This window comes from Ramlibacter albus, assembly GCF_014297445.1.
In the GTDB taxonomy this organism is placed as follows: domain Bacteria; phylum Pseudomonadota; class Gammaproteobacteria; order Burkholderiales; family Burkholderiaceae_C; genus Ramlibacter; species Ramlibacter albus.
Window position 1 is genome coordinate 120,614 of the sequence record NZ_JACORU010000004.1, and the last position, 12,837, is coordinate 133,450.

At 71.5% G+C, this 12,837-nt stretch carries 10 protein-coding genes; 7 read left to right on the forward strand and 3 right to left on the reverse strand.

Going from position 1 to position 12,837, the window contains the following annotated elements:
* Nucleotides 1-59 precede the first annotated feature (59 nt).
* The gene (locus tag H8R02_RS12325) at nucleotides 60-974 is read left to right on the forward strand and encodes a MerR family transcriptional regulator (RefSeq protein ID WP_187081724.1); all 915 of its coding nucleotides are present in this window, start codon (nucleotides 60-62) and stop codon (nucleotides 972-974) included.
* Here H8R02_RS12325 and H8R02_RS12330 read toward each other — a convergent pair whose 3' ends face one another.
* Both H8R02_RS12330 and H8R02_RS12335 read right to left on the reverse strand, forming a co-directional pair.
* Nucleotides 975-1,385, reverse strand: coding sequence for an acyl-CoA thioesterase (locus H8R02_RS12330; RefSeq protein WP_187081725.1), 411 nt, complete (start codon nucleotides 1,383-1,385; stop codon nucleotides 975-977). It lies immediately after the preceding gene.
* A gap of 1 nt (nucleotide 1,386) precedes the next feature.
* Complete coding sequence (locus H8R02_RS12335) at nucleotides 1,387-2,352, reverse strand: Bug family tripartite tricarboxylate transporter substrate binding protein (protein ID WP_187081726.1); 966 nt, start codon at nucleotides 2,350-2,352, stop codon at nucleotides 1,387-1,389.
* Between the two features lie 83 nt (nucleotides 2,353-2,435).
* On the opposite strand from H8R02_RS12335, the gene H8R02_RS12340 reads away from it, so the two are divergent.
* Nucleotides 2,436-3,332 carry a LysR family transcriptional regulator gene (locus H8R02_RS12340; protein WP_187081727.1) on the forward strand — a complete coding sequence of 299 codons (897 nt, stop codon included), beginning with the start codon at nucleotides 2,436-2,438 and terminating at the stop codon, nucleotides 3,330-3,332.
* On the opposite strand, the gene H8R02_RS12345 is transcribed toward H8R02_RS12340, so the two are convergent.
* The gene (locus H8R02_RS12345; RefSeq protein WP_187081728.1) at nucleotides 3,319-6,198 is read right to left on the reverse strand and encodes an AAA family ATPase; all 2,880 of its coding nucleotides are present in this window, start codon (nucleotides 6,196-6,198) and stop codon (nucleotides 3,319-3,321) included. The genes H8R02_RS12340 and H8R02_RS12345 overlap by 14 nt on opposite strands.
* A 110-nt stretch (nucleotides 6,199-6,308) precedes the next feature.
* On the opposite strand from H8R02_RS12345, the gene H8R02_RS12350 reads away from it, so the two are divergent.
* The 5 genes from H8R02_RS12350 to H8R02_RS12370 are packed head-to-tail and all read left to right on the forward strand — an operon-like array spanning nucleotide 6,309 to nucleotide 12,799.
* Nucleotides 6,309-6,518, forward strand: a complete 210-nt coding sequence (locus H8R02_RS12350; RefSeq protein WP_187081729.1) for a hypothetical protein — start codon at nucleotides 6,309-6,311, stop codon at nucleotides 6,516-6,518.
* On the forward strand, nucleotides 6,515-7,885 hold the full coding sequence (locus tag H8R02_RS12355; RefSeq protein WP_187081730.1) for an efflux transporter outer membrane subunit: 1,371 nt from the start codon (nucleotides 6,515-6,517) through the stop codon (nucleotides 7,883-7,885). Before H8R02_RS12350 ends, H8R02_RS12355 begins: the two co-directional genes overlap by 4 nt.
* 14 nt (nucleotides 7,886-7,899) lie before the next feature.
* Nucleotides 7,900-9,000, forward strand: coding sequence for an efflux RND transporter periplasmic adaptor subunit (locus tag H8R02_RS12360; RefSeq protein WP_187081731.1), 1,101 nt, complete (start codon nucleotides 7,900-7,902; stop codon nucleotides 8,998-9,000).
* The gene (locus tag H8R02_RS12365; protein WP_187081732.1) at nucleotides 8,997-12,095 is read left to right on the forward strand and encodes an efflux RND transporter permease subunit; all 3,099 of its coding nucleotides are present in this window, start codon (nucleotides 8,997-8,999) and stop codon (nucleotides 12,093-12,095) included. Before H8R02_RS12360 ends, H8R02_RS12365 begins: the two co-directional genes overlap by 4 nt.
* Nucleotides 12,092-12,799 carry a hypothetical protein gene (locus H8R02_RS12370; RefSeq protein ID WP_187081733.1) on the forward strand — a complete coding sequence of 236 codons (708 nt, stop codon included), beginning with the start codon at nucleotides 12,092-12,094 and terminating at the stop codon, nucleotides 12,797-12,799. The genes H8R02_RS12365 and H8R02_RS12370 overlap by 4 nt, the downstream gene beginning before the upstream one ends.
* The last annotated feature ends 38 nt before the right edge of the window (nucleotides 12,800-12,837 follow it).

Here is a 12,837-nt window from a genome sequence, read left to right on the forward strand (position 1 = left end):
TTTGTCGTATGACAAAGTGAAAAAGTGGGACAATCGATGCCGGGAGAAAATCCGCGTCCATGGACCCATACGCAGGCAAGCCGATTTCGGATGTGGAGCGCGACACCGGGCTGCCGCGCGCCACCCTCCGCATCTGGGAGCGGCGCTACGGCTTTCCCGCGCCGCTGCGCGACGGCCGCGGCGAGCGCATGTATCCGCCCGAGCAGGTGGAGCAGCTGCGCCTGATGGCGCGGCTCATCGAGCAGGGGCACCGCCCCGCGCGCCTGCTCGAGGGCGGGCCCGAGGAGATCCGGCGCCTGCATGGCGAGGCCGGCGCGCCGCCCGCGCCGCGCTCGAAGGGCGTGAGCCACCTGCTGCGCGTGCTGAAGAAGCACGACGTGGGCGCCGTGCGCCAGGAGCTGGCGGCGATGCTGGCGCGCGAGGGCCTCGCGAAGTTCGCGTCACGCGACCTGCCGGCGCTGTGCCAGGCGGTGGGCGAGGCCTGGGGCGCGGGCGAGCTCGATGTGCACGAGGAGCACATGTTCACCGAGTGCGTGCAGGACCTCGTCCGCGCGCCGGTCGCCAAGCTGGACGCCGCCACGCGGCCCGAGGCGCCCGCCGTGCTGCTCACCACCTTCGAGGGCGAGTCCCACGCGCTGGGGCTGCTCATGGCGCAGGCCATGTTCGCGCTGCAGGGCTGCCGCACGGTCAACCTCGGCGTGCGGCTGCCGGTGGAGCAGGTGGTGGCCGCCTGCAAGGCGCATGGGGCGGACCTCGTCGGCTTGAGCTTCACCGCGACGATCAACGCCGCGCAGGTCGTGCGCGGCCTTCAGGAACTGCGTGGTGCGCTGCCCGCGCCGGTGCGCATCTGGGCCGGCGGGCCGGCGCCCGTGCTGGCGCGCCGCAGCGTGCCCGGCGTGCGCGTCGTGCAGGACGTGGGCGACGTGCCGGCGTTGCTGGCCGAGGACTTCGCGCTGCCGCTGCGCCGGCAGTAGCTACGAGCAGAGGCGCCGGATGTCCTCGGGGATGGGCAAGGCCTTGATGCCCGTTTCCGTGCGGCCCGCGAAGATTCGCACCTCGTCGCATTCCATGATGCGCTCGCCATCGCGGCGGATGATGTGCCGCTGCACGAAGCTCTTCGTGCGCCACTCCGGCACGAAGGTGTGGATGTGCAGCGTGTCGCCGTAGCTCGCGGTCTTCACGAAGCTGGCGTGCGTGTCCACGAGCGGTGTGCCGATCACGCCGAGCAGCTTCTCGGTCTCGTGCCACGGCGGCACGCCGCACTCGATGAAGAAGTGCCGCGACGCCGCGTCGATCCAGCGGAAGAAGTTGGGAAACCAGACGATGCGCGCGGGGTCGCAGTCGCCGAACTCCACCTTCACGGGGTAGATGACTTCGCGAGTCAACTCAGTCGCCCTTGATGTTGCGGGCCTTGATGAGCGCACCGAAGCGGTCGCTGTCCACTTTCGCGCGGTTCGCGAAATCCTGCGGCGTGCCGCCCGCGGGGATGGCACCGATCGCCGCCATGCGGTCCTGGAACGGCTTGCTCGCGATGATCCTGTTCATCTCCGTGTTCAGCTTCGTGATCACGTCGGCCGGCGTGCCCGCGGGCGCGTAGAAGCCGAACCACGTGTCGGCGTCGAAACCCTTGAGGCCCGCCTCGTCCATCGTCGGCACGTCCGGGTATTGCGGGGAACGCTTCGGGCTGCCGATCGCCAGCAGCTTCAGCTTGCCCGCTTTCACCTGCTGCAGGCCGATGCCGGGGTCGAACATGAAATCGATCTGGCCGCCCAGCAGGTCCTGCATCGCGGGCGCCGCACCCCGATACGGAATGTGCGTGGCAAACACGTTTGCCTGCGACTTCATCATCTCCGCCGCGAGGTGCGGCGAGCTGCCGTTGCCGGGCGAGCCGAACGTGAGCTTGCCGGGGTTCTTCTTCAGGTATGCCAGAAACTCCTGCGCGGTGTTCACCGGCACCTTCTGCGGGTTCACCTCCAGGTACACCAGCACCTTCGCGCCTGCGGCAACCGGCACGAGGTCCCTGGCCGGGTCGAACGGCATCTTCGAATAGAGGTGCGGGTTGATCGACACCGTGCCGCCCGAGCTCATCAGCAGCGTGTAGCCGTCCGGCGGCGACTTGGCGACGTACTCGCCCGCGATGTTGCCGTTGGCGCCGGCGCGGTTTTCCACGACGACGGGCTGGCCCAGAGCCTCCTGCAGCGGCTGCGAGATCGCGCGGGCGATCTGGTCGGCGGCACCACCCGGCGGGAAGCTCACGATGAAGCGCACGGGCTTGCTCGGGAAAGCCTGCGCGAATGCCGCGGGCGCGGCGGCGAGGGCGAGCAGCAGGATGAATGGGCGCAGCAGGGCCATGGTGTCTCCTTCTTTCCGGCGCAGTGTCGCAGGCGCATCGATCATCCATCAATAAAATAACCCGACTAACAGCTATCAGCATCGTGCATATCAAGGACATCGACCTCAACCTGCTGCGGCTGTTCGACGCGGTGTACCGAACGCGCAACGTCAGCCGCGCGGCCGAGCTGCTGGACCTGACGCAGCCCGCCGCGAGCCAGGGCCTGACGCGCTTGCGCGGCGTGCTGAACGACCCGCTCTTCATGCGCGCTGCCGGCGGGGTGGAGCCCACGCCCAAGGCGCATCGCCTCGCCACGCCCGTGCGCGAAGCGCTCTCCACGCTCGAGCAGGCGCTGGGCGATTCCACCGAATTCGACCCCGCCCAGTCGCGCCGCACCTTCCGCATCCACATGAGCGACATCGGCGAAGCGCGCTTCCTGCCGGAGCTGATGGTGCTGCTGCGCGAGCAGGCGCCGGGCGTGCGCGTGGAAACGCAGCCGCTGCCGCGCGAGGAGATCACCGAGGCGCTGGACGCCGGGCGCATCGACTTCGCGTTCGGTTTCCTGCCGATGGTCAAGGAGACCCAGAAGCTGCAGCTGCTGAAGGACCGCTACGTCGTGCTGCTGCGCCGCGCGCACCCGTTCACGCGGCGCAAGCTCGCGGGCCGTGAGCTGCTCGCCGCCCTGCGCGAGCTGGAGTTCGTGGCGGTGCGCTCGCATGCCGACACGCTGCGCATCCTGCAGCGCCTCGAGCTGGAGGAGCGCGTGCGGCTCGTCACCGAGCACTTCATGGTGCTGACGTCCATCGTGCGCGAGACGGACCTCGCGGCCGTGATGCCGCGCAACATCGCGCGCGGTTTCGAAGGGGGCTACGCGATCGTCGAGCCGGAGTTCGCGCAGCGCGAATTCGTGGTGTCGCTGCACTGGAGCCGCCGGTTCGAGTCGGACCCCGGCAACCGCTGGCTGCGGGCTCGCATCGAGGCGTTGTTCAAGGAAGGGTGACGACCGCGTCGCGCAGGCGCCTCGCCTCGTCGAGCATCCACGTCAGCTCGTTCCCGTAGCGCGCGATCAGGTCGTCCAGCGCGCGCCGCTTCTCGCGCGCCGGCACTTGCGGCAGGCGAGCCCATGCCACGGTGGCTTCCAGCTCGTGCTGCAGGGTGCGGCGCTCGCGGCTGTAGGCCATCGCGGCCTCGAGGTCGGCGCGTGCCGCGTCGGCTTCTCCCTTCTCCCGCCGCAGCTCGCCGCGCACTCGCAGCAGTGGCCCGTCGACCCAGTGCTCGCCCGTCGCGCCGGCGGCCGCGAGCCCGGCCTCGACCGATTCCAGCGCATCGCCGAGACGGCCGACGGTTCGCAGCGCGTCCGCATACATCTGGTAGTAGCCCGGCAGGCCGATGCGCAGCCCGCTGGCGCGGCATCTCTCGGCCGCCGCTCGCATGGCCTCGAGGCCTTCCTCGGTGCGGCCGAGCGCCACCAGGGCTCGCCCGTAGATCCAGCCGTGGGCGCTGGGGCCGCCCGCGAGCCAGTGGCCTTCCACCAGCCGGTAGATCTGCTCGGTCTTGCGCAGCACCGTCTCGTACTCCCGCGCGACGCTGTACACGACCGCGGAGATGTGCAGCGCGATCGCCTGCGTCGGCGGGTGGCGGCTGCGCTCGGCGGCGACTTCCGCCTCGCGCATGAACCCGCGCGCCTCGGACGGCGAGCCCATCCACCACGCGAGCAGCGCGAGGTAACTGAGCGCCTCCACGCCGGGGTCCTGCACGAAGAGCTCGGTGCTCAGGGCCGAACCCGCTTCGCGGTATGCGGCCAGCGCGTGTTCGAGGTGGGTGCGGGCGAGCGGTACTTCGCCCATGTGCGTCAGCGTCATGCCGAGCGAGCCGTGGCCCGCCACTTTCAGGCTGATGTCGTTCGCGTCTTCCCCCAGGCGCAGGATGCGTTCGGCCAGCGTGCGTGCGCGCGCCAGCTCGCCGCGCCCGAACTGCACCCACCACAACCCGTGCAGCGCGCGGGCGCGCGCGGGGCTTGCGGGCAGGCGGTCCACCAGCACCTGCGCGCGGTCGAAGGCGACGGCCACCGTCGGCTCGGAGAACACCGTCTGCTGCGCGAGGGCCACGCCCTCCAGCACGCGCAGCTCCAGCTCCATCCCGAGGTTGGCTTCGCTTTCGGGCAGTTGCGCGAGCAGCTCCAGCGCGTGGTGGGCGGCACCCGCCGCTTCGGCCGGCGCGAAGCGGCTGAGCGCGCGCGCCGCACCCATTTGCAGGTACCCGATGGCGCGCGGCAGGTCGTGCGCGCGCTCGGCGTGCATCGCGAGCTCCGCGGACAGCAGCTCCACGGCGCTGGCGCCGTGCACGCGCTCGATCGCGGCCATCCAGTGCCCATGCCAGTGCACGCGCTGCGCCTGCCCGAGCGACTGGTAGAACGCGTGCCGGTACAGCGCGTGCCGGAAGCCGTAGCGCGTGGCCGTGCGTCCACCCGCCACCGTCATCACGCCGTCCAGGCGCAGCCACTGGCCGATGCGCGCGAGCCCGTCGAGCGTCACGCGCATCGTGTCGAGCGGCACGCCGACGGCTTCGGCCAGCACGTGGTCGGTGAACACGCTGCTGGCCACGCTCGCGGCGGTGAGCCATTCGCGCGTGGCGGAGGGCAGCATTGCGATCTGCCGCTCCACCACGCTCACCACGTTGCGCGGGATCGCCAGCGCCTCCTGCGTGCCGCCGGCCAGCATCGCGTCCACGACGCTCGCCACGAACAGCGGCAGGCCGTCGGTGTGCGAGTGCAGGTCCCGCACCAGCGCATCGGACGCCACGCCGGCGCCCATCCGGCGCTGGATGTAGTCGGCGACCTCGGCTTCGGAGAAGGTCTCGAGGTCGATCTCGTCGTAGAGCCGGTGCGCATGCAGCTCCTGGCGCAGCCCGTGCAGCGGGTGGCCCGATGCGATCACCTCCGCGGGCCGCAGCGTGCCCACCACGAGCAGCCGCGCGCTGCCGCGGCGGCGCGCGAGGTAGCCGAGCAGCTGCACCGTGGCTTCGTCGCTCCAGTGCAGGTCCTCCAGCGCCAGCAGCAGCGGCCGCTGCGCGGTGTAGCGGTCCAGCAGCTCGCCCAGCTCGCGCAGCATGCGCTGCTGCGTGGCACCGCCCACCTCGCGCTGCAGGCTGGCGCGGTCGGCATCGGTCATCAGCCACGGCAGCTGCACCAGCCACGTGGGCGCCACGCGGCGCATCAGGTCCACCAGTTCGCCGGCGCCCGCGCCGCGCGCGATGCCGTTGAGCGCGTCGAGCACGGGCAGGTAGGGCTCGCCGGTGCCGTACGCCTCGATGCACTGGCCCACTGCCTGCCTCACCTCGGGGTGCACCTGCAGGAAGCGGGCGACCAGCGTGCTCTTGCCGATGCCCGGCTCGCCGGCGACCAGCACGAGCCGGCAGGCGCCGGCGGACACCGAATCCAGGCCCGCATCCAGCACCGCCAGCGCCGCTTCACGGCCGACGATGGGCGTGCCGGGCGCCGTGGTGATGTGGGCGGCCGGGCCGGGCGGCGGCGGGGCGGGCGCAGCGCCCAGCGTGCTCGCGATGAAGCGGTAGCCGCGACGCGGCGCGGTCTCGATGTAGCGCGGCGTCTTGGGGTCGTCGGCCAGCGCGGCACGCAGCTGGCTGATGGTGGTCTTGAGCACCGACTCGCTCACGTGCTGGTGGCCCCACACCTCGTCCAGCAGGGCGTTCTTGACGACCAGCCGCCCCTCCTGCCGCACCAGCGCGCACAGCACGCCAAAGGCGCGCGGGGGCAGGTCCACCGCGACGCCGTCGCGCTCCACGCGCGCGTTGGCTTCGTCCAGCACGAAGTTGTCGAAGCGCGCCAGCAGCGGCTGCGTGTCCATCCGGTCCCCCAGGCTTCGGGCCATTCTGAGGCAATCGCCGCACGGAATCCAGACCGAAGCCAGACGGTTCCGTGACGACTTTCCGGCGGGCGGATTCGACACTGCCGGCCATGGTCCTCAACCCCGTCACCACCTACCCGCAGTCCCGCGCCTTCGTGCTGCAGCTGCACCGCGACGCCGACGCCGGCCGCATGTTCGGCCGCCTCGTGCACATGACCAGCGGCGACAGCATGGATTTCGCCGACGGCGACGCGCTGCTGGCCTGGCTGGCCGCCGCGCTGCCGCTGCCCACCGCCGACAACCCCGGAGCCCCGACATGAAACGATGGACGATCGCCCTGGCCGCCGCCCTGGTGGCCGGCACCGCCGGCGCGCAGGCGCAGCCCGCAGCCCCGCTGCCGGTCCAGTGGTACGAAGCGCTGCCCCACGGCGGTGCCAAGGCCAGCCTGCAGCAATGGTGGGCGCAGTTCGAGGACCCGCTGCTGCTGCGGCTGGTCGATGCGGCGCAGGCCGCCAGCCCGGACGTCGCGGCGGCCGCGTCGCGCATCGCACAGTCGCGCGCCAGCCGCACGTCCGCCGGCGCTGCGCTGCTGCCTTCGGTGGACGCCAACCTGGGCGCCGCCCGCGGCCGCTCCGAGCTGCAGCAGCCCATTGCGAACAGCGGCAGCGCGGGGCTGCAGTGGTCGTGGGAGCTGGACCTGTTCGGCGGCAACCGGGCCGGGGCCCGCGCCGCCGATGCCCGCGCCGTCGCGGCGGATGCGGGCTGGCACGAAGCGCGCGTTGCGGTGGCCGCCGAAGTGGCTGCCAGCTACACGCAGCTGCGCGCGTGCGAGGCGCGGCTGGTGCAGACGCAGATCGACGTGACCTCGCGCGAGGAGACCGCGCGGCTCACGTCCGCGAGCCGCCAGTTCGGCATGCAGTCGCCGGGTAACGAAGCCCTCGCACGGGCCAGCGCCGCGCAAGCGCGGGCCGGCGCGACGCAGCTGATGGCCCAGTGCAGCGCCCTCGTGAAGTCGCTCGTCGCCATGACCGGTTTCGACGAAGTGCAGTTGCGAACCGAACTCGCCGCCGCCACGGCGCGCCTGCCGCGGCCGGCGCAAATCGAAGTGAACGACGTGCCGGCTCGCGCGCTCGCGCAACGCCCGGACCTGCTCGCGGCCGAACGCAACGTCGTCGCCGCTTCGGCCGACTGGGACCAGTCGCGCGCCCGCCAGTGGCCGCGCCTGGTGCTGCAGGGCAACGTGGGCCGCGCGCACGCCGAAACCTCGTGGTCCAACGCGAGCGGCTCGGTGTGGAGCTTCGGCCCCGTCTCGCTGGTGCTGCCCGTCTTCGACGGCGGCCAGCGCAAGGCGCAGGCGGAAGCGGCGCGCGCGAAGTTCGACGAAGCCGGCGTGGTGTACCGCGCCAAGCTGCGGCAAGCGGTGCGCGAAGTGGAGACCGCGCTGCTGTCCCTGCACAGCACGGCCGGCCGCGCGCAGGACGCGCGTATCGCGGCCGAAGGCTTTCGCGTGTCGCTGCAGGCCACCGACACGCGCTACCGCGGCGGGCTCGCCAGCCTCTTCGAGCTGGAGGAGGCGCGCCGCAGCGACGTGCAGTCGCAGATTTCCCTGATCGACCTGGAGCAGGAGCGCGTCCAGGCATGGATCAACCTCTATCGCGCGCTCGGCGGCGGCTGGGAAGCCTCATGAACGGAGAACCTCGCATGAACACACCTTTCAACATGACCCTGGTCTGGGTGGCCACGTCGGTGCTCGGCATCAGCGCCACAGCACTGATGGTGCTGCACGAGGCGCGCGCCACACCGGCGGCGGCTGCGGTGGTCGCGCCCGCGCTGACCGTGCGGCTGGACCTGCCGCAGCGCATGGACCTGCCGCGCCAGCTGGAAGCCAACGGCGCCATCGCCGCGTGGCAGGAAGCCAGCGTGGGCAGCGAAGCCAACGGCCTGCGCCTGGCCAGCGTGCTGGTGAACGTGGGTGACGTCGTCAAGCGCGGCCAGGTGCTCGCTACGTTCGCGCCCGAGACGGTGCAGGCGGACCTCGCGCAGATCGAAGCGGGCGTTGCCGAAGCGAAGGCGCATGCCGCCGAAGCCACCGCCAACGCGGAGCGTGCGCGCGGCCTCGCGGACAGCGGCGCGTTGTCGGCGCGCGAGGTCAACCAGTACCTCACGGCCGAACAGACGGCGCTGGCGCGCCTCGAGGCGCAGCGTGCCGCCGCGCGTTCGCAGCAATTGCGCCTCGCGAGGACGCACGTGCTCGCGCCGGACGACGGGATCATCTCCGCGCGCACGGCCACGGCCGGTGCAGTGGTGCCCGCGGGCCAGGAGCTGTTTCGCCTGATCCGCGGCGGCCGCCTCGAGTGGCGCGCCGAGGTCACGCCGGAAGAGGCCACGCGCGTCGCGGCCGGTGGCGAGGTGACGGTGCAGGCGCCGGACGGCACGCAGGTTGCCGCGAAGGTGCGCCAGCTCGCGCCCACGGTGGACTCGCGCACCCGCACGACGCTGGTGTACGTGGACCTGCCCGCGGCCAAGGGCCTGCGCGCCGGCATGTTCGCCCGCGGCCAGTTCAGCCTGGGCCGCACGCCCGCGGTGACGGTGCCGCAGCAGGCGCTGGTGCTGCGCGACGGCTTCAACTACGTCTTCACCGTCAAGCCGGACAACCACGTCACGCAGGTGAAGGTGCGCACGGGCCGGCAGCTGAGCGACCGCGTGGAGATCGTCGACGGCCTCGCGCCCACGACGCAGATCGTGGCCAGCGGCGCGGGCTTCCTCAACGAAGGCGACCTCGTGAAGGTGGTGGGCCAATGAACTTCTCCGCCTACGCCATCCGCAACCCGGTGGTCATCATCCTGCTGTTCGGCCTGCTCACGCTGGCCGGGCTGTGGGGCTTCAAGACCAACCAGGTGCAGGAATTCCCGGACATCGAACTGCCGGTGGTGAGCGTGGTCGCCACGCTCGAAGGCGCGGCGCCCGCGCAGCTGGAAACCGAGGTCGCCCGCAAGATCGAGGACTCGGTCGCCAGCGTGCAGGGCGTGAAGCACATCCATACCAGCGTGCACGACGGCGAAGTCTCGATCAAGGTCGAGTTCATCATCGAGAAGGACCCGTCCGATGCGCTGACCGAAGTGCGCGACGCGGTCACCCGCATCCGCTCCGACCTGCCCGGCGACCTGAAGGAGCCCGTCATCAGCAAGGCCGCGACCGCGGGCCGCGTGGTACAGGTGCTGTCGGCGAGCTCCACGGTGCTCGACGAGCAGGAGGTCTCCTGGTTCGTCGACGACAAGCTGACCAAGGCGCTGCTGTCGGTGCCCGGCGTCGGCTCCGTCAAGCGCGTCGGCGGCGTCACCCGCGAAGTGCTGGTGGAATTGGACACGATGAAGATGGCGGCGCTGCACGTGTCCGCCGCCGAAGTGTCGCGGCGCCTGAAGCAGGTGCAGCAGGAGGCGCCCGGCGGGCGCGGCGACGTCGGCGGCGCGGAGCAGAGCGTGCGCACGATCGCCACGGTCCGCACCGCGGCCGAACTCGCGGCCCTCGAGCTGCCGCTGGCCGACGGCCGCCGCGTGCGGCTGGACCAGCTGGCGACGCTCACCGACACCGTCGCCGAGCAGCGCAGCCTCGCGCTGCAGGACGGCCGGCGCGTGGTCGGCGTGGAGGTCTACCGCTCCAAGGGTGCGAGCGAACTCGACGTCGCAGCGGGCGTGCGCGCGGTGGTCGCCAGGCTGGGCGCCGAGAACCCGCAGCTGAAGCTGGCGCAGGAAGTGGACAACTCCGTGCCGGTGAAGGAGAACTTCGACGGCTCGATGCACATGCTGTACGAGGGCGCGATCCTCGCCGTGCTGGTGGTGTGGTGGTTCCTGCGCGACTGGCGCGCCACGATCGTGGCCGCCGCGGCGCTGCCGCTGTCGGCCATCCCCGCTTTCCTGGGCATGGCGTGGTTCGGCTTCACGCTCAACATCGTGACGCTGCTCGCGCTGGCGCTCGTGGTCGGCATCCTCGTCGACGACGCGATCGTCGAGGTGGAGAACATCTCGCGCCACCTGCGCATGGGCAAGACGCCGATGCAGGCGGCGCTGGAAGCGGCGGACGAGATCGGGCTCGCCGTCGTCGCCACCACTTTCGCGCTGGTCGCGGTGTTCCTGCCGACGGCCTTCATGGGCGGCATCCCCGGCAAGTTCTTCAAGCAGTTCGGCTGGACGGCGGTGGTCGCGATCCTCGCTTCGCTTCTCGTTGCGCGCCTCGTCACGCCGGTGATGGCCGCGTACATGCTCAAGGGCGGCCTGCACGAGGAGCAGGACGGCAAGTTGATGAACTGGTACATGCGCACCATGCGCTGGTGCCTGCACCACCGCGCCGTGACGGCCGCGGGCGCGGCGCTGTTCTTCGTCGGCTCGATCGCGCTGGTCGGCCTGCTGCCCACCGGCTTCGTCCCGTCGGCCGACCGCGCGCAGACGCAGCTGACCATCGAGCTGCCGCCCGGCAGCACGCTGAAGGAGACGACGGCGGTGGCGGAGCGCGCCCGCGAGATCGCCAGGGGCGTCAAGGGCGTGCAGCGCGTGTTCAGCTCCGTCGGCGGCGGCGCCGCGGGCGATGCATTCAACGCCGGCACGGCGGCCGAAGCGCGCCGCGCGATCCTCACGCTCACGCTGGTGCATCGCACCGAGCGCGACGAGTCGGTGCGCGAGGTGGAGGCGCAGCTCCGCAGCCGGCTCGCCGCGATCCCCGGCGCGCGCTTCGGCGTGGGCCTGATGGGCGACAACGGCGTGAAGATGCAGATCGTGCTGCAAGGCGACGACCCGGCGGCGCTGGCCTCCGCCGCGCAGCGCGCCGAGCGCGAGCTGCGCACGCTCAAGGGCATCGGCACGGTGTCCTCCAGCGCCAGCCTGGCGCGGCCGGAGATCATCGTGCGGCCCGACTTCGCGCGTGCCGCCGACCTCGGCGTCACATCGGCCAGCATCGCGGAGACGGTGCGCATCGCCACCGCCGGCGACTACAGCACGGGCCTGCCCAAGCTGAACCTCACGGAGCGCCAGGTGCCCGTGCGCGTGAAGCTGCCGGACGCGGCGCGCGCCGACCTCGCGTCGCTCGAGCGGCTGACGCTGCCCGGCCGCGACGGCCCGGTGCTGCTGGCGGCAGTCGCCAGGCTCACGATGGACAGCGGCCCGGCCGAGATCAAGCGACTGGACCGCCGCCGCAACGTGACGCTCGACGTGGAGCTGGGTTCGCGCGACCTCGGCGCGGCCTACCAGGAGGCGATGGCGCTGCCCGCGCTGAAGCACCTGCCGCCCGGCGTGCGGGTGGTGGAGCTGGGCGACGCGCAGGAGATGCAGGCGCTGTTCGTGAGCTTCGGCATCGCGATGGCGGTGGGCGTGCTGTGCATCTGGGGTGTGCTGGTGCTGCTGTTCAAGGACTTCATGCAGCCGGTCACCATCCTCGCCGCGCTGCCGCTGTCGATCGGCGGTGCGTTCGTGGCGCTGCTCGTGACGCACAGCGCGATGTCGATGCCGTCGATGATCGGCCTGATCATGCTGATGGGCGTGGTGACGAAGAACTCGATCCTGCTGGTCGAATACGCGATCGTCGCGCGCCGCGAGGGCATGAGCCGCTTCGACGCGCTGGTGGACGCGTGCCACAAGCGCAGCCGCCCGATCGTGATGACCACCATCGCCATGGGCGCGGGCATGCTGCCGCTGGCCCTGGGCATGGGCGACGCCGACCCGAGTTTCCGCGCGCCGATGGCGATCGCGGTGATCGGCGGGCTGGTGACGTCAACGCTGCTCAGCCTGCTGGTGGTGCCGGCCGTGTTCACGTACATCGACGACCTGCAGCTGTGGATCGTGCGCAGGTTCAGGCAGCTCACCATCACGCGCTCGCGCGGCCTGGTGGCGCAGGAGGTGCATCCATGAACGCGCCGAAGCTGATGGACCCGTCCACGTCCGTGTTCATCCACATCGCCGCGGAAGTGGACGCGCGGCCGGCGTTCCTGCCGTCCAGCACGCACAAGAAGCACCTGGCGCGGCGCTGCAAGCTGCGCTGCCGCGAACTCGCCGAGCTGCCCGGTGTGCTGGACACGGCCGTCTTCGATGCGCTCTTCGTCGCGCCCTCGCGCAGCGCCTTCCTCGAGGACAGCGAGGGCTGCGTGCGGGTGGCGCGCTATGACCTCGCGATCCTCATCGAATGCGCCGACGACGAGACCGCGGAGCAGGTGATGCGCGACCCCGCGTTCGCGATGCTGCGGCACATGCTGGACGCGAACGCGCGTTTCTCGCACGTGGTCACCGCCACGAATGCGCGGCGTATCGGGCCGGTGGACCACACGCGGCCCGGCTTCTTCCTGTTCAGCTACTTGTTCGCCGACTCGGTCGACAGCACGGTGGCCGCCTGGAAGGTCGCCGCCGGCACCTTGCAGGCCGCCGCGGGCCTCGACAACGCCGTCGCGCTGCGGCCCCGCTCCCGCTCGCAGTACACCTTGATCAGCCACTCGCGCTGGGAGCGGCTCGGCGACCTCCTGCGCTGGCTGCTGTGGCCCGCGGGCCTGCGGCGGCGGCTGCTGGACACCTTCGCGGCCCACCGCGTGGCGGCGATGCCGATCGTGTACCGGCTCGCGTGAATGGATGAGCTTGTGTAGGACAACTCCGCGACTTGGGC

Excerpts from the sequence above, each read along its gene's own strand:
- H8R02_RS12325 (WP_187081724.1), top strand. The coding sequence starts at position 60 with ATGGACCCATACGCAGGCAAGCCGATTTCGGATGTGGAGCGCGACACC.
- H8R02_RS12345 (WP_187081728.1), bottom strand. The coding sequence starts at position 6,198 with ATGGACACGCAGCCGCTGCTGGCGCGCTTCGACAACTTCGTGCTGGAC.
- H8R02_RS12355 (WP_187081730.1), top strand. The coding sequence starts at position 6,515 with ATGAAACGATGGACGATCGCCCTGGCCGCCGCCCTGGTGGCCGGCACC.
- H8R02_RS12335 (WP_187081726.1), bottom strand. The coding sequence starts at position 2,352 with ATGGCCCTGCTGCGCCCATTCATCCTGCTGCTCGCCCTCGCCGCCGCG.
- H8R02_RS12350 (WP_187081729.1), top strand. The coding sequence starts at position 6,309 with ATGGTCCTCAACCCCGTCACCACCTACCCGCAGTCCCGCGCCTTCGTG.
- H8R02_RS12360 (WP_187081731.1), top strand. The coding sequence starts at position 7,900 with ATGAACACACCTTTCAACATGACCCTGGTCTGGGTGGCCACGTCGGTG.
- H8R02_RS12370 (WP_187081733.1), top strand. The coding sequence starts at position 12,092 with ATGAACGCGCCGAAGCTGATGGACCCGTCCACGTCCGTGTTCATCCAC.
- H8R02_RS12365 (WP_187081732.1), top strand. The coding sequence starts at position 8,997 with ATGAACTTCTCCGCCTACGCCATCCGCAACCCGGTGGTCATCATCCTG.